Genomic DNA, 15,515 nt, shown 5'->3' with positions numbered 1-15,515 from the left:
ATAATTTAGTCTGTATTTTTTCATAAACCCTCTTGACCTACCAGTAATTAACCATTAATTTATTAACTAAACGGTAAAGTAAATAAATTAAATGTACAGGAGAAACAAATGCAAAGTGAGCAAGGTTACTATGGGCAATACGGTGGCAGTTACATTCCAGAAATTCTGTATACAAGCCAACAGCAAATTGTGGAGGCATTTGAAGACGCCAAAAACGACCCTTTATTCCTTCAAGAACTGCACAAACAATGGCAGCAATTCTCCGGTCGTCCAACACCTCTCACACATTGCGAGAATCTCAGCCACTATTTTGGTGGTGCACAAATCTATTTAAAACGAGAAGATTTGAATCACAGTGGCGCTCACAAAATGAACAATGTGATTGGACAAGGCTTACTCGTAAAGCGTATGGGTAAAACACGAGTCATCGCGGAGACTGGTGCAGGGCAGCACGGTATAGCAACGGCACTCGTCGCCGCTAGGTTAGGCTTAGAATGCACAATTTACATGGGTGCAAAGGACATTGCTCGCCAATATCCAAATGTGTTTTGGATGAAACAATTAGGCGCAACCGTTATCTCAGTTAGCACCGGATCTCAAACACTTAAAGACGCTTTAGACGAGGCATTAAGAGACTGGTCTGGCAGTCATCAAAACAGTCATTATTTAATTGGAACGGCTTGTGGTTGTGCGCCTTTTCCTGAAATGGTTGCCTATTTCCAATCCGTTATTGGAGACGAAGTAAAAACACAAAGCCAGACTCAATTTAAAGGGTTACCTAATAAGCTGTACGCCTGCGTAGGAGGAGGATCGAATGCGATCGGCTTATTTAATGCCTTTTTAGACAATAACTCTGTAGAGATGATCGGGGTCGAGGCCGCGGGGAAAGGAACTGCGATAGGAGAACATTCTATTCGGCTATCTCATAACTATGGATCTAAAGCCATAGCACAGGGGTTCTCCAGTATTTTTTTACAAAATGAATCCGGACAATTACAAGATACTCACTCTATTGCCGCTGGTTTAGATTATGTTGGCGTTTCCCCGATTATCGCCCATTTGGCTGAAACAGGGAGGGTTCGCATGGCCTATGCGTCAGATGAAGAAGTTCTTAACGCGTGCTCATTATTATTAAAGAAAGAAGGCATTATTCCCGCTCTAGAATCTTCCCACGCACTTGCGGCGGCATTTCGTGAAGCCAAACAACGGCCTAAAGATGAGCATATTGTGATTAATTTATCCGGACGTGGAGACAAGGATATTTTTAATGTAGCGAAAGCATTTCAAGACGACGAATTCGTCCCTTTTATTCAAGATTATGCAGATCAATTCCATAAAACGAATGACGTGACATCAGAGGTATAACATGAGCCAACTTCAAAAATTTATCACGACGAGAAAGTCACTATTATCACACGATACCAATACACCTCTGGCAATGACTCATGTTATTTATGGCTACCCGTCTGTAGAAGAAAGCCTTCAATGGATGAAAACCCTACTGGATTTAGGTGTGGATATCCTGGAAGTTCAATTTCCGTTTTCCGACCCTGTTGCGGATGGACCGACTATTGTAAATGCTTGTCATAAAGCCCTATCAGTAGATCTAAAAATTTCAAACTGTTTATTGCATCTAAAAGAATTATCTCGGCATTATCCTAACAGCAGAATCGTGTTTATGAGCTATTTAAATCCTGTTTTTAAATTTGGCGTAACGCAATTCATTGAAGAAGCGTCATTGAGTGGTATTAGCGGCGTAATCCTTCCAGACCTAGCAATAGATCATTCACAAGACTATCAGGAAGCCTGCGCACAGTTTCAAGTAGACCCGATTTGGTTGGTAACACCTATAACGCCTAGCAGACGTTTACAAAAAATAGCGAGCCAATCAACGGGGTTCTTATATTGCGTAAGCCGTGCAGGTGTGACGGGCGGCGATAACCAACAACAACTCCCCTTAACAGCTTACTTAGAAGAGGTAAAAAGCCATACGGATACGCCATTAGCCATAGGCTTTGGTATTCGCTCGAAATCACAAATAGATGACGTTGCCAATCATGCTGATATTGCCATTATCGGCTCGGCATTATTAGAGCGATATGATAACCAAGGTATGGTCGCGGCCGCAAATTTCGTAAAAGATCTGTTTCCACATCTTAACGACGTCTAATAATCGAAGCGCATTGCTTAGGTTGGATGTTATTAGTGCCATCGTTAGCCGTGCGTTATTAAAATTTACTCTAGCTTTTTTTCATCAGGTGTTTGTTTTTATACATATTTTTATCCGCTTCAATCATTAAGTCGGTAAGAGTCGGATACGCGCCCGGCTTGGCTTCCGACACACCAACAGAAAATTCGATATGTTGAGGGTATTTTAGACGTTGCTGTTTTGCTAGAAAATCTTTGCGTACTCGTTCCGTATAAGCTTCAGAACCTTTTTTAGATGTGCCAACTAACGCAACGAGGAACTCATCCCCACCTCGTCGACAAACCACATCCGACTCTCTTAACTCTGACAACAAGGCTTTAGCAAACAAGGTTAGTAGCTCATCCCCCAAGTCATGGCCGTGAAGATCATTCACTTCCTTAAAGTTATTCAAATCTAAAAACAGTAAGCTCATTGTTAGTTGATTACGCTCTAAATTTAACAGCATCTTTCCAACGAGCAACTCAAATTGAGTACGATTTAAGATCCCAGTTAAAGCATCATGTGTTGCTGCGAACTTTAGCTTCTCTTCCAGTCGAGACTTTTCAATAACAACACTCCCTATATGAGCCGACATGGTGAGTACTTCCAGCTCATCTTCTGTTGGAGACGCAGAGTTAGGGGAGTAAACCGCAAATGAGCCAAATACATAACCATCGGACAATATGATAGGCACTGACCAACACGACCCTAAGTTTGCAATCTTAGCGATATCGCGGTAATGAACCCAGTTTGGGTGACTCTGAATGTCTTTTGCAATCACTGTCTTACCTAGGTAGACGGCCGAGCCACAACATCCTATATACTCTCCAATCTCAACGCCATCAATGGCATCAGCATACAGTTTCGGCAAGCGGTTATTGCCATAATGATGTAGCGTTTTCGTGGATTCATCTAGCTTTAATACACTGGCAATGCGTCCAGCTTCCATTGATTCAACAATGGCTTGAAGCTGAGTAAATATGTCTTTTGCATCCGCACCCAAGGCAATACTAGAAAGCACTTTCTGGCAGCGTCTAAAATAATCTAATAAAGACAATTTCTTGGAATCCACATCGAATCGTTTCAAAACCGAACCTTGCTTCCTTCTCACGTTAAGACTAACTAAGATTAACCCCCTTCGAACTTAATCTATCCACTATTATAGCTGGAATAAAAAGTTATGTATTAAATCTTTTCCTCCTTCAGTTGCAAACGATTCAGGGTGAAACTGAATGCCTTGAATAGGAAACGTCTTATGGCGTACACCCATAATTTCAAACGCTCCCCCTTGAAGAACACGATCTCGATTCGCAAAATCTTGAGACTGTAAACGTCCAACAGCTGCGGTTATTTCAAGAACATCAGGGAAACTTTCGTTTTCAGCGACAAGTGAGTGATAACGCATAATTTCTAGTTGATCCGGAATTTCGTGAAAAATGCCACAACCATTATGTTGAATAGGGCTGGTTTTTCCATGAACAGGTAACGGCGCTTTGACTACCTTACCACCAAAAACGTGCACAATCCCTTGCATCCCTAAGCACACTCCCATTAATGGGATGGTTTGACCTAACTCTCTAATTACTTCAGCACACTGACCAAAATAGGCATCGTCATCTGGTGAACCAGGACCAGGTGAAATAATAATTCTATCGGCGTCTCTTAGATCGTCTATTTCAAAATCGTCATTACGTTTCACAACCACGTTAAAGTCAGCTAATTGATTGCGACTCTTTGCGCTGGTTAAAATTTCCCCTATATATTGATACAGGTTATAGGTAAACGAATCATAATTATCAATAATGTACACTTTCATAAAACTTACCTTACTCTGCATCGGATGGAATAAACTGGTCTAAAACACGTTTAGTGCCAGCGAATTTTCGTTGAATTTCTTCATACTCATCTTCTGCATTTGAGTCGAAAACATTACCGCCACAGGTTTGCACATAGGCTTTTTCCCCATTCGCAAATACAGTACGTATAGGAATAGCAAAGGTACAATCTCCGTTAAACGAGAAATGACCTACGGCACCACCATAGGGACCTCGGCCTTCACCTTCTAAGTCATCGATAATTTTCATCGCTTCAATCTTTGGCGCGCCCGTTAATGTCCCTGCAGGAAAGTTGCTGGCTAATCCAGAAAACATGTCCTCATTTTCCGCCATAATACCAACGATTTCACTGGAGATATGTTGCACATGACTGAAACGTTTAATGTCCATCAAACTTCGAACTTTAACGGTTCCAAATTGCGCTACTCGACCAATATCATTACGATGCAAATCCACAATCATATTGTGTTCAGCAATTTCTTTTGGGTCATTAAGTAATACTCTGGCAAGCTCTCGATCTTCTTCCTCTGTTGCGCCTCTTTTGGCGGTTCCAGCAAGCGGGAAGGTTTCCATTTCACCTTGCCTGAGTCGAAACAACATTTCAGGACTTGCACCAATGACTTTTTGCTCGCCGAATTTAATAAAGTACATCTGTGGTGACGGGTTAACTTGGCGCATCTGCTCATAAATATTGATGCAATCCCCATCTAAGCTAAACCATTTTTTAAAACCCACTTCCGTTTGGAAAATTTTGCCATTAATAATGTCTTGTTTCACCTTGGAAACCGCTTCAGCATGATCCTGCTTAGACATAGATTCACCTTGAGGTCGCACGACTAATGGACCATTCACGGCGTCTTCTTCCTTTAACATTGTCTCAATCAAAGGCATACGGTTACTGCTTTTTTCACCGTAGTAAAAATAGAAAATAACGCCCGTCATTTTGTCTAAAATCAATCCGTCTGTGTACAAGCCAAATTTGAAGGCTTCAAACATGTCACTTTTATGCAATTTTAAACTTGGTTCAAAATAATTCATGGCATCGTAGCTGATATACCCCGTTAAACCACCAGAATATTTACGCGATAAAATATTTTGAGGCACAATATCTCTTAATAAATAATAAGGGTTATCAGAGACATAAGTATTTACCTCGCCATTGTAGTCTTGAATATGCAGCTCATTACCTTCTGCCCAGAGAATTTTTTCTGGATCAAACCCAATAATTGAATAGCGTGAAATAAAGCTCTCTTCTCCAAGAGACTCCAACATAAAACAGGTATCAAAACGCTTTTCGACTTTTTTAAATAACTCAAAAAAATCACAATTCTCAGCCACTGTGACATAGTGAGGTTTACGGGGTAACTTAAACGGTTCAGGTTTAGACGACATTAGTTTTCTTCCAATTCTTTTAAGGCTCTTGAACCACGAGTGACAGTGGCAATTCCAACCCCTAGCTGCTTTGATATTTCTCTTTGAGAGACCCCTTCCTTCAGGAGGGTAAAAATCTGTAAACGCTTACGCATCTCACTCACTTCATTAGGAGTCAGTAGACCTTGTAAGAGTTTTTGCATCTGACCTTCATCTCTTGCGGCTAGGAAATATTTAGCTAATTCTTGCATACTTTTATTTCAACCACTCAAACGTATTCACGTACTAGTACGATACAGGCATTTTAATCATCCTGCAAACGGATTAACCCAAAAAAGCATAAGACCGAATACTAAAATGTGCTTCTCTCTAAAAAAAAAGCGCTTCATTCTGAAAGGCAGAATGGAGCGCTTTTAGTCTTTTTTAGTAAACCTAATTATTAACGACTCATCATTACTAAAAAGGCTAACCGCTATTTGTCATTTAAGATTGTCAGGACCAAACGAAAAAGGCAGTAGTTCCTCCATTGTCATGGATTTTCTTATGCCTTCGGGACCACAAATATGAATCATGGTAGACGGTGTCGAAAACTCTCTAATGCGTTGACGGCATCCACCGCAAGGTGTTACCAATTGCTCTCCCTTACCTATCACATAAATACTATCTATTTGAGTTTGGCCATCACGCACCATTGACGCAATCGCACCCGCTTCAGCGCATGTCCCTTCTGGATAAGATGCATTTTCCACATTACACCCAGAATACAATTCACCTGTAACCGTTTGTATGGCGGCACCAACCACAAAATTAGAATAGGGTACATAAGCTTTATTCATCGCTTGCACAGCAAGGTCGAACAACGCCTTATTGTTTATTTGAGTCATATTAGGCTCTCTCTTTAACATAAGGACGACCAACAGCTTTAGGCCCAATCGCTTTACCGATAAACCCAGCAAGCAGTAAAACGGTCAATACATAAGGCAGAACTTCAATCGCTTGAACAGGGATTTCACCGATACCTGGAAGCGATACCCCTTGCATACGCACCGCCACCGCATCTAAGAAACCAAACAATAAGCAAGCGAGCATCACAGGGACAGGTTTCCATTTACCAAAAATAAGAGCCGCTAATGCAATGTAGCCTTTACCCGCACTCATATCCTTTAAAAAACCAGCATTGTGGGCGGTCGATAGGTAGGCACCCGCAAGTCCGCATAAAATACCACAGATAATAACGGCCCTATAACGTAAAAAAGCCACTGAAATACCCGCCGTATCTACCGCATGAGGGTTCTCACCAACCGCTCGAAGCCGCAAACCAAAACGCGTCTTATAGATCACCCAGAAGGTCACTGGGACACAAGCAAACGCTAAGTACACTAATACATTATGGCCACTTAATAACTCGGAATAAATTAAACCAATAACGGGAACATCGGCCAGCGCATCCGCAAAAGGCAAGGTAATAGACAAGAACCTAGCATCACCAGAAAGGGTTGGTGTTTGACCACCCATGCCAAACCAATCAAGCCCTAATGTTACAGTCAAACCGGCCACAATCGTATTGATTGCCACACCACTGACGATATGATCACCTCGATGAGTGATACAAGCAAAGCCATGGATTAAAGCCAAACCAATCGAAGCCAACATAGCAAAAATAAGACCCACCCAGGCCGAGCCAAATACCGCGGCGGCGGCGGCGGCAGCAAATGCCCCTCCTAAAATCTTACCTTCGAGCCCAATGTCAACAATCCCCGAACGCTCAGAAAAAAGTCCGGCTAAGGCCGCTAAAATTAATGGTGTTGATACTCGCATTGTGGCATCAAGAATCAAAATTAATGTTTCGAACATAATTTACCCCTACGCTACAGATTTGCGAATAAAGATGCCTTCGATACGATCTTTCAACATATTTTCTAATGCGCCAGAAAATAGAATGACCAGACCCTGAATAACCACCACAATTTCTGGTGTAATACTTGGAATTTCAAAGGCCAATTCCGCTCCACCTTGATACAAAGCACCAAATAAAATCGCCGCAACGACAATACCAACAGGGTGGTTTCGCCCCATCAAGGAAACAGCAATACCAGCAAAACCATAACCCGCCGTGAAATTAAGTAGCAAACTGTGGTTAACACCCATGATTTCATTTAATCCAACAAAACCGGCCAAGCCACCAGAGATTAACATAACCCAAATGGTCACTTTACCATTATCAATACCAGCGTAAACCGCCGCGGTTGCGTTGGTTCCCAGCGTTCTTAATTGATAACCCCAACGAGTATGCCAGATTAAAATCCATACAAAGACACAACAGATCAATGCCCATATAAAAGAGGCATTGAGAGGTGATTCACTTAGCTCAATACCAAAAGGAGCGAAAAGTTCGTGCATGTAAGGTAACCAAGCCGACTCTTCAAACGTTCGACTGTTTGGTGACATACGGCCATCTTGCTTTAACCAGTTCACCATTAAATACACCATCAAAGAAGAGGCAATAAAGTTAAACATAATAGTGGTAATAACAACGTGACTGCCCCGACGAGCTTGTAGATAAGCTGGAATATAAGCCCAAGCCGCACCAAATAAAGCACCACCAATAATAGCAATGGGGACGATGACCATTAAGGGTAAAGTCGAATCAAACCAGAGACAAACTAAACCGACACCTAGCCCACCTATATAAGCCTGGCCTTCACCGCCTATATTAAACAAACCCGCTTTGAACGCGACTGAGACAGCTAAACCAGTGAAAATAAGGTTAGTTGCATAGTAAAGGGTATAACCAATACCTTCTTCGTAGCCAAAAGCGCCATAAATCAAGTAACCAGCCGCTTCGATAGGATCTTCACCAAGTGCCAAGATAACCAGAGCAGACACAAAAAATGCCAGCATGACATTAATAAAAGGAATCAGGGCAATACTAACCCATACAGGAACTTTCGCTTGGCTCATGCTTTCTCTCCTGCTTGAACAGATGGCTCGTTGTATGCATTGGCCATCATTAACCCTAAGGTTCTTTCATCTGCATCACTTGCCAGCAGCTCACCCACAACAGCACCATCAAACATAACAATAATGCGATCACTTAACGCCATAATCTCATCCAGCTCTACCGACACCAGTAAAATCGCTTTACCAGAATCTCGTAGCTTCACAATTTCTTCATGAATATTTTCTATTGCACCAATATCGACACCACGGGTAGGCTGGCCAATCAAAAGTACTTCAGGGTTTTGCTCAACCTCTCTTGCAATAACAATTTTCTGTTGATTACCACCAGAGAAGTTCGCTGTTTTCAAGTGTGGATTTGGAGGGCGAACATCCCATTTTGTCATTCGCTCTTCACACTCTGAAAGCATCGCTTTGCGATTTAATAAAATTGGACCATTGTATTCCGGCGAATTGTGATAACCAAGAATAGCCGATTCGTATGCTTCAAAGCCCGTGACAAGGCCCATTTTATGCCGATCTTCTGGTACGTGAGCCATTTTCAGGTCTCTCATTTCAGACGCGCTCTTAGGCGCTTTAGCCGTGATGGTCTCACCAGAGAATTGAATTTCTCCACTTGTCATTGAAGCAATACCTGACAAAACATTGAGTAACTCACTTTGTCCATTACCGGAGACACCGGCAACACCAACGATTTCACCCGCTTTTAGATCTAAACTTACTTCTTTTAGACGCTGAACACCTTGGCTATCCACAAGACTTAACTTTTTTGCAGATAACACAACGTTTGTTGGATTGGCCTCATCTTTGTCAACTTTCAATCTGACTTTTTTCCCTACCATTAGCTCGGCAAGCTCTTCTTTATCAGTATGAATCGTTTCTCTGTGGGCGACCATTTGACCTTGTCTCATTACAGAAACATTATCGGTTGATGCCATAATTTCACGCAGCTTGTGCGTAATCAATAAGACGGTGACACCCTGTTCTTTAAGTGATTTCAGAATAATAAATAAATGATCCGCTTCTTGGGGGGTTAATACACCAGTAGGCTCATCCAGAATCAGAATTTTAGCGCCACGATAAAGCGCCTTAAGAATTTCAACCCGTTGCTGGAGTCCAACAGGCAGGTCTTCGACAATAGCATCTACATCGATATCTAAACTGTATTCAGAAGCGAGTCGTTTCAGTTCTAAACGCGCGGCATCACTTCCCTGACGTAATATGGCTCCTCCCTCTGCACCTAACATCACGTTCTCAAGTACAGAGAAGTTCTCAACTAGCATAAAATGTTGATGCACCATACCGATACCGGCGTTAATCGCATCTTCTGATGTGCGGATATGTTTTTTTTGTCCACTGATTTCAATCACACCAGAGTCAGCCTCATAAAAGCCATAAATTATGCTCATGAGAGTGGATTTGCCTGCGCCATTTTCACCGATAATTCCGTGAATAGTCCCTGTAGGAACTTGGAGGCAAATGTCTTTGTTTGCTTGCACAGCACCGAAACGCTTACTAATGTCGCGTAACTCGATGGCAAGTGAGGTTTTATTGTCGGTCATAAGATTTGTGATTTGTCTGCGTATGTTATTGAAGAAGATGGTGTCTCATCAAAGATAAAACATATCGATGTAGAGTTCACTTCAGTTTATTGTTGTATTCATTTAACCTTTTTTGATTAGATGAAATGCACAGAATACATACATTAAATGCCAATCTTTTATATTTTGCAACAGATGTTTTACGCAGAAACATTAGTTTCCATTATTATTTAAAACAAAAACAGCCGCCTATTTACATAGACGGCTGTTTGATAAACTCAATTAAATGTTACATGCGTTATCGGACATATAATCATGTACAGAAACTTTACCACTGACAATATCAGCACGTATTGCTTCTATTTTCGCTTTCATTTCAGCGTCAACAAGAGAGGCATTATTGTCATCAAGCGCCCAATCCACACCGCTCTCAGCAAGACCTAGAACAGTGACACCAGGAGCCCAAGTACCATTAACGGCTTGATCGTAGGTATTATAAGCCGCTAAATCAACGCGCTTAACCATAGACGTCAACATAGTTCCAGGCTGTAAATGGTTTTGGTTTGAATCAACACCAATAGCCCACTTACCTTCGTCTTTTGCCGCTTGATAAACGCCGATACCCGTTCCACCTGCCGCAGCAAAGACAACATCAGCGCCTTGTGAGAATTGGCTTTTAGCTAATTCAGCGCCTTTTGTTGGATCGTTAAACGCGGATGGGGTTGAGCCTGTCATATTTTGAAAAACGGTTGCATCTGCCGTCACATATTTTGCGCCTTGCTCATAACCACAAGAAAAGCGTCGGATCAAAGGAATGTCCATACCACCAATAAAGCCCACTTTCCCAGTTTCAGATTTCAACGCGGCTAATGCGCCGACTAGGAATGAACCCTCGTGTTCTTTAAACACAATAGATTGGACATTTGGTAAATCAACAACCATATCGATAATAGTAAAATTTAAATCAGGAAAATCTTTTGCCACACGCTCAAGTGCAGAGGCCATTGAGAATCCAACAGCCACAATAGGAGAGTGTCCACGCTTCGCTAACCGACGCAAGCCTTGTTCTGTTTGTGCTTCGTTCTTTGGTTCAAATTCACGAACTTGAATGCCGGAATCTTTTGTAAATTTAGTAATACCGTTATACACACCTTCGTTAAATGATTTATCAAATTTACCTGCTTGGTCGTATACAACAGCGGGTTTTACATCGGCAGCATGCGCTGAAGCAACACTTATTGCTAACGCTGTCGCCGTGACAAGAAATGCACCTTTCATTCTGATTCCTCTTTATGTTTTTATTTAATTATTACTCTATGAACATCTTTTCTGCCCATTTAGTCAAAAATAAACTTTCTGACAACAGAGCGCAATAACTATCCTTTATTTAACGCCTGAGCAATTATCAAATATCAGTATATAGATGGTTACTCTGGCGGCCTTGTCTCTCTCAGTATGGACACAAAACTCTGAATTTCAAAACGCCTTTCGACATTTTTAATCAATTATATTCTGAGCTTACCTCTGACAATGAGAGCAATACACGGTACTCCGCTGCCCCAGACGAGATTCGATTAACTCTTTTTGGCAACGTGTACAAGGCAAGCCAGCACGACCATAAACAGACAAAGCTTGCTTAAAATACCCTGGTTTCCCATCACCGCCGACAAAATCTTTTAAAGTTGTACCGCCCTGGCTTATGGCGTCAGACAACACTGACTTAATATTCTCTACCAATAGCGCCAAACGCTTTTCACTAATACGACCCGCATGCCTATCGGGACGTATTCCTGATTTAAACAGTGCTTCGTTGGCATATATATTACCAACACCAACAACAATTTTGCTGTCCATAATAAAAGTCTTAATTGGCTTTTTTCTCGATTTCGCTTTAGCCGATAAATAGGACACATTAAATTCGTCAGTTAATGGCTCAGGCCCCAGCGAACAAATCAAAGGGTGCTGCAACCAGTCCTCTTCTGTCCACAAAATTGAACCAAAACGCCTTGGATCGGTATAACGCAAACATTTCCCCGAAGTCAGCACGATATCCACATGGTCATGAAATAACGCTTCCGTTTTTTTATCGACTAAATATAAGCTACCAGACATACCTAAGTGCACAATCATGGTGCCAACGTCTGTGTGTATGCCGATATACTTCCCTCTTCGAGAGACGGAACGGATCACTTGAGACTCCATTCGACTTGGCAATTCGGGCGTAATTGGCCACCTAAGGATAGACTGGCGAATAACAATTTTTTCAACAGCCACTGACAATAAATGAGGGGCTATTCCATTTTTTGTGGTTTCAACTTCGGGTAATTCAGGCATAAGAGATTCACCACCATTAATTTAAATGCATAATAAATGCCAATATACAATATTCTACTAACGCTATATTTTATGTATAAAAAAACCGGCAAAAGCCGGCTTTTTCATACATTGAAGTAAAATTATTTAATTTTAGCTTCTTTGTACATTACATGCTTACGAACAACAGGATCGTATTTTTTAAACTCCAACTTGTCAGGAGTATTACGCTTGTTTTTATCCGTAGTGTAAAAATGACCGGTACCAGCAGATGATACCATGCGAATTAAATCGCGAGCGCCTTTAGATGCCATGGTTCAGCTCCTTATACTTTTTCGCCATTGGCACGAATATCAGAAAGAACTGATTCGATGCCTTTTTTATCGATGATACGCATACCTTTAGAAGACACACGAAGACGTACAAAGCGGTTTTCGCCTTCTACCCAAAAACGGTGCCAATGAAGGTTAGGAAGAAAACGACGTTTTGTACGGCGTTTAGAGTGGGAAACGTTATTACCTGTAACAGGACGCTTACCCGTAACTTGACATACGCGAGACATAATAAAACCTTTCTAATGCTATCCAGAAAATTTTTGGAAGTGTTCTGCACTTCCTCAGGCGGAGCGTGGTTTCTTTATCACCACTAAAATCCCATACCGAGGAATAGCGGCGCGTATTCTCCCACATGCACTATTTACTATCAAGAATTTGTGAAAAAAATAACCAGTTTTCAGTGTCAGCGTCAAACTTGCCCTCGCTCAGCAAGAGAAACTGGCGATCCGTCGCCAACAACAAAATGATCAAGTAACCTTACATCCACTAAATCCAACGCTTTTTTAATACGACTGGTAATTAAAATATCCGCCTGACTTGGCTCAGCCACACCCGACGGATGATTGTGAGCTAGGATACAAGCGGCGGCATTTACTTTTAATGCTAACTTAACAATTTCTCTTGGGTACACTGCGGCTGAATCGATCGTTCCGTAAAACAGTTCTTTATATTGGATGAGTCGATGTTGACTGTCTAAAAACAACACGGCAAATACCTCTCTTTGCGACAGTTGTAAGTGTGTTTTTAAATAATTTTTGACTAACTCAGCACTGGTAAACACATCTTCCCGAACCAGCTGCTCATTTAAGTGTCTTTTTGTCATTTCTTGTACGGCTTGGAGTTGCACAAACTTAGCCTCACCAAATCCAATACACGCACAAAACTCCTCTTTAGAGGCTGACATTAGCGCTCTGAGACCACCAAAGTGCATAATGGCTCTCCTAGCCAGCTCAACCGCACTCACGCCTTTCACTCCCACTCGTAAAAAAATGGCTAATAGTTCGGCGTCACTTAAAGACTCAGCGCCATTATTTATTAGCTTTTCTCTAGGCCGCTCTTGTTCAGGCCAATGCTTGATACTCATGATCTACTCCTTGATCCATGATATTCTTTTGTCTACGAACCTATTCGAAAATACACGGTCTTACTCAGACCGCAAAGCACACAATAAACCATTACCGAATTATTTGAGAAGCCTTTTTTATGACATTACTAAATGAGAAAAAGATCCTACTGGGCATTACTGGAGGCATTGCCGCATATAAAAGCATTGAATTGGTTCGATTATTAAAAAAAGCGGGGGCACAAGTCCAAGTGGTTTTGACAAAAGGTGCGTTGGCATTCGTTACACCTATGACATTACAAGCCATTTCAGGCTTACCTGTTCGAACCAGTTTACTCGACCCTGAAGCCGAAGCAGGGATGGGACACATTGAGCTGGCTAAATGGGCCGACCTCATTCTGATCGCCCCCGCATCGGCGGACTTTATCGCACGCCAAGCCGCTGGAATGGCCGATGATTTATTAACCACTCTATGCCTAGCAACAGAGTCACCCATCCTTATCGCCCCAGCAATGAATCAGGCGATGTGGAAGCATCCAGCAACCCAAGCGAATATTCACACACTTCATGCAAGAGACATACAATCCGTTGGGCCTGAGTCAGGTGAGCAAGCGTGCGGGGATGTGGGCTATGGTCGAATGTCTGAGCCGCAAGCAATGTATGACGCCGTGATTCACTTTTTCAACGTTCCATCAACAGAGACTCCGCCATTATCAGGCCAGCACTGGGTCATTACGGCAGGCCCAACAATGGAAGCTATTGACCCTGTTCGATTCATCAGTAACCACAGTTCTGGAAAAATGGGTTATGCATTGGCAAACGCAGCCGCAACATTAGGTGCCACAGTCACTTTAATTAGCGGTCCTGTTTCTTTAAGCGTTTCTCATCACTCTATTTCAGTAGTAAAGGTTCTCTCCGCTTTGGATATGCTGGCCGCTTGCCGTGACGTCTGCCAAAAAAATAAAGTGGATGTTTTTATTGGCGCCGCGGCCGTTGCCGATTTTAGAATCCAAGACATTGCCACACAAAAAATGAAAAAAGAAAATGATAAAGATGAAATGCAACTTAATTTAATTAAAAACCCAGATATAATTGCCACCGTAGCCGGAGAATCTATGGCTAAATTTGTCGTTGGCTTTGCAGCAGAGACACAAAACGTCATCTCCTATGCTCAAGATAAACTTGCAAAGAAAGGCTTAGATTTAATAGTGGCTAACGATGTTTCTCGAAAAGACATAGGCTTCAACCAAGAACAAAACGAAGTAACCGTGGTGAGTCAACACTCAACGTGGTCTCCTAACAAAGCGGACAAGACTGAGTTAGCGTCTCTTCTCGTGGAATTTATTAGACAGAAAAATCAATAATCTATCAGAAAACTTTACCTATACCCTTGGAAAATATAGATCATGAAACAAACAATCCAATTAAAAATACTGAATGAAAAAATAGGCGACAGCATACCTTTACCGAGTTATGCAACCGAAGGCTCAGCGGGGTTGGACTTAAGGGCATGCTTAGATGAATCCATTACTCTTGAGCCAGGACAAACACAGCTTATCCCTACAGGTTTAGCGATTTACATTGAAGATCAGAATTTGGCCGCAACAATATTACCTCGTTCAGGATTAGGTCATAAACACGGAATTGTTTTAGGCAACTTAGTAGGCTTGATTGACTCAGATTATCAGGGAGAACTGATGGTTTCTTGTTGGAACCGCGGTCAAGATGCCTTTACAATTGAAGCCGGTGAGCGCATTGCTCAATTAGTTCTGGTGCCTGTGGTTCAGGCGGATTTTACTTTAGTGGATTCTTTTGAGGCAACAGAGCGCGGTGAAGGCGGTTTTGGTCACACAGGAAAGAAATAGGCTTTATCCAGAGCAGGCGAAGTAAATAATTTACCTCTTATTTCAC

The 15,515-nt window shown here is 41.9% G+C and carries 17 protein-coding genes; 4 read left to right on the top strand and 13 right to left on the bottom strand.

The annotated features are described in order from the left end of the window. Positions 1-108: 108 nt before the first annotated feature. Together trpB and trpA are read left to right on the top strand one after the other, a co-directional pair. Entirely contained in the window at positions 109-1,365 is a 1,257-nt protein-coding gene (trpB, locus tag IEZ33_RS01810; protein ID WP_191602031.1) for a tryptophan synthase subunit beta, read from the top strand. 1 nt (position 1,366) lies between these two features. After that, positions 1,367-2,170: a tryptophan synthase subunit alpha gene (gene trpA / locus IEZ33_RS01805; RefSeq protein WP_191602030.1), complete on the top strand. Its 804-nt coding sequence runs from the start codon at positions 1,367-1,369 to the stop codon at positions 2,168-2,170. Between the two features lie 70 nt (positions 2,171-2,240). Here trpA and IEZ33_RS01800 read toward each other — a convergent pair whose 3' ends face one another. From IEZ33_RS01800 to radC, 13 genes are all read right to left on the bottom strand, one after another. Continuing rightward, a complete protein-coding gene (locus tag IEZ33_RS01800; RefSeq protein WP_191602029.1) occupies positions 2,241-3,275 on the bottom strand; it encodes a sensor domain-containing diguanylate cyclase in 1,035 nt (344 codons plus the stop codon). Positions 3,276-3,347: 72 nt separating this feature from the next. After that, on the bottom strand, positions 3,348-4,004 hold the full coding sequence (locus IEZ33_RS01795; RefSeq protein ID WP_191602028.1) for an anthranilate synthase component II: 657 nt from the start codon (positions 4,002-4,004) through the stop codon (positions 3,348-3,350). A gap of 10 nt (positions 4,005-4,014) precedes the next feature. Further along, complete coding sequence (locus IEZ33_RS01790; RefSeq protein WP_191602027.1) at positions 4,015-5,415, bottom strand: anthranilate synthase component I family protein; 1,401 nt, start codon at positions 5,413-5,415, stop codon at positions 4,015-4,017. Further along, positions 5,415-5,645 (bottom strand): Trp family transcriptional regulator, encoded by a 231-nt coding sequence (locus IEZ33_RS01785; RefSeq protein WP_191602026.1) that lies wholly within the window; start codon positions 5,643-5,645, stop codon positions 5,415-5,417. Before IEZ33_RS01785 ends, IEZ33_RS01790 begins: the two co-directional genes overlap by 1 nt. Before the next feature lie 228 nt (positions 5,646-5,873). Continuing rightward, positions 5,874-6,278, bottom strand: a complete 405-nt coding sequence (locus tag IEZ33_RS01780; protein ID WP_240009604.1) for a cytidine deaminase — start codon at positions 6,276-6,278, stop codon at positions 5,874-5,876. A 1-nt stretch (position 6,279) separates the two neighbouring features. Continuing rightward, the gene (locus IEZ33_RS01775; RefSeq protein ID WP_191602024.1) at positions 6,280-7,248 is read right to left on the bottom strand and encodes an ABC transporter permease; all 969 of its coding nucleotides are present in this window, start codon (positions 7,246-7,248) and stop codon (positions 6,280-6,282) included. Between the two features lie 9 nt (positions 7,249-7,257). After that, on the bottom strand, positions 7,258-8,355 hold the full coding sequence (locus IEZ33_RS01770; protein WP_191602023.1) for an ABC transporter permease: 1,098 nt from the start codon (positions 8,353-8,355) through the stop codon (positions 7,258-7,260). Then, positions 8,352-9,914 (bottom strand): ABC transporter ATP-binding protein, encoded by a 1,563-nt coding sequence (locus IEZ33_RS01765; RefSeq protein ID WP_191602022.1) that lies wholly within the window; start codon positions 9,912-9,914, stop codon positions 8,352-8,354. The genes IEZ33_RS01770 and IEZ33_RS01765 overlap by 4 nt, the downstream gene beginning before the upstream one ends. A 261-nt stretch (positions 9,915-10,175) precedes the next feature. Next, positions 10,176-11,171, bottom strand: a complete 996-nt coding sequence (locus IEZ33_RS01760) for a BMP family lipoprotein (protein ID WP_191602021.1) — start codon at positions 11,169-11,171, stop codon at positions 10,176-10,178. A 240-nt stretch (positions 11,172-11,411) separates the two neighbouring features. Further along, positions 11,412-12,227: a bifunctional DNA-formamidopyrimidine glycosylase/DNA-(apurinic or apyrimidinic site) lyase gene (gene mutM, locus IEZ33_RS01755; RefSeq protein ID WP_191602020.1), complete on the bottom strand. Its 816-nt coding sequence runs from the start codon at positions 12,225-12,227 to the stop codon at positions 11,412-11,414. Between the two features lie 122 nt (positions 12,228-12,349). Beyond that, a complete protein-coding gene (gene rpmG, locus IEZ33_RS01750; protein ID WP_191602019.1) occupies positions 12,350-12,520 on the bottom strand; it encodes a 50S ribosomal protein L33 in 171 nt (56 codons plus the stop codon). An 11-nt stretch (positions 12,521-12,531) separates the two neighbouring features. Beyond that, positions 12,532-12,768, bottom strand: a complete 237-nt coding sequence (gene rpmB, locus IEZ33_RS01745; protein ID WP_191602018.1) for a 50S ribosomal protein L28 — start codon at positions 12,766-12,768, stop codon at positions 12,532-12,534. 182 nt (positions 12,769-12,950) lie between these two features. Then, positions 12,951-13,625 (bottom strand): RadC family protein, encoded by a 675-nt coding sequence (gene radC, locus IEZ33_RS01740; RefSeq protein WP_191602017.1) that lies wholly within the window; start codon positions 13,623-13,625, stop codon positions 12,951-12,953. Between the two features lie 119 nt (positions 13,626-13,744). On the opposite strand from radC, the gene coaBC reads away from it, so the two are divergent. After that, entirely contained in the window at positions 13,745-14,968 is a 1,224-nt protein-coding gene (gene coaBC, locus IEZ33_RS01735; protein ID WP_191602016.1) for a bifunctional phosphopantothenoylcysteine decarboxylase/phosphopantothenate--cysteine ligase CoaBC, read from the top strand. 42 nt (positions 14,969-15,010) lie between these two features. Next, on the top strand, positions 15,011-15,469 hold the full coding sequence (dut, locus tag IEZ33_RS01730; RefSeq protein WP_191602015.1) for a dUTP diphosphatase: 459 nt from the start codon (positions 15,011-15,013) through the stop codon (positions 15,467-15,469). Positions 15,470-15,515 lie beyond the last annotated feature (46 nt).

This window comes from Marinomonas algicola (genome assembly GCF_014805825.1).
GTDB classification, from domain to species: Bacteria; Pseudomonadota; Gammaproteobacteria; order Pseudomonadales; family Marinomonadaceae; genus Marinomonas; species Marinomonas algicola.
This window is presented reverse-complemented; position numbering and strand designations above follow the sequence as displayed.

What these genes read in the sequence shown, in the direction of transcription:
- IEZ33_RS01765 (WP_191602022.1), bottom strand. Translation starts at nt 9,914, where the DNA reads ATGACCGACAATAAAACCTCACTTGCCATCGAGTTACGCGACATTAGT.
- rpmG (WP_191602019.1), bottom strand. Translation starts at nt 12,520, where the DNA reads ATGGCATCTAAAGGCGCTCGCGATTTAATTCGCATGGTATCATCTGCT.
- dut (WP_191602015.1), top strand. Translation starts at nt 15,011, where the DNA reads ATGAAACAAACAATCCAATTAAAAATACTGAATGAAAAAATAGGCGAC.
- mutM (WP_191602020.1), bottom strand. Translation starts at nt 12,227, where the DNA reads ATGCCTGAATTACCCGAAGTTGAAACCACAAAAAATGGAATAGCCCCT.
- rpmB (WP_191602018.1), bottom strand. Translation starts at nt 12,768, where the DNA reads ATGTCTCGCGTATGTCAAGTTACGGGTAAGCGTCCTGTTACAGGTAAT.
- IEZ33_RS01790 (WP_191602027.1), bottom strand. Translation starts at nt 5,415, where the DNA reads ATGTCGTCTAAACCTGAACCGTTTAAGTTACCCCGTAAACCTCACTAT.
- trpB (WP_191602031.1), top strand. Translation starts at nt 109, where the DNA reads ATGCAAAGTGAGCAAGGTTACTATGGGCAATACGGTGGCAGTTACATT.
- IEZ33_RS01775 (WP_191602024.1), bottom strand. Translation starts at nt 7,248, where the DNA reads ATGTTCGAAACATTAATTTTGATTCTTGATGCCACAATGCGAGTATCA.
- trpA (WP_191602030.1), top strand. Translation starts at nt 1,367, where the DNA reads ATGAGCCAACTTCAAAAATTTATCACGACGAGAAAGTCACTATTATCA.
- IEZ33_RS01780 (WP_240009604.1), bottom strand. Translation starts at nt 6,278, where the DNA reads ATGACTCAAATAAACAATAAGGCGTTGTTCGACCTTGCTGTGCAAGCG.
- coaBC (WP_191602016.1), top strand. Translation starts at nt 13,745, where the DNA reads ATGACATTACTAAATGAGAAAAAGATCCTACTGGGCATTACTGGAGGC.
- IEZ33_RS01795 (WP_191602028.1), bottom strand. Translation starts at nt 4,004, where the DNA reads ATGAAAGTGTACATTATTGATAATTATGATTCGTTTACCTATAACCTG.
- IEZ33_RS01785 (WP_191602026.1), bottom strand. Translation starts at nt 5,645, where the DNA reads ATGCAAGAATTAGCTAAATATTTCCTAGCCGCAAGAGATGAAGGTCAG.
- radC (WP_191602017.1), bottom strand. Translation starts at nt 13,625, where the DNA reads ATGAGTATCAAGCATTGGCCTGAACAAGAGCGGCCTAGAGAAAAGCTA.
- IEZ33_RS01760 (WP_191602021.1), bottom strand. Translation starts at nt 11,171, where the DNA reads ATGAAAGGTGCATTTCTTGTCACGGCGACAGCGTTAGCAATAAGTGTT.
- IEZ33_RS01770 (WP_191602023.1), bottom strand. Translation starts at nt 8,355, where the DNA reads ATGAGCCAAGCGAAAGTTCCTGTATGGGTTAGTATTGCCCTGATTCCT.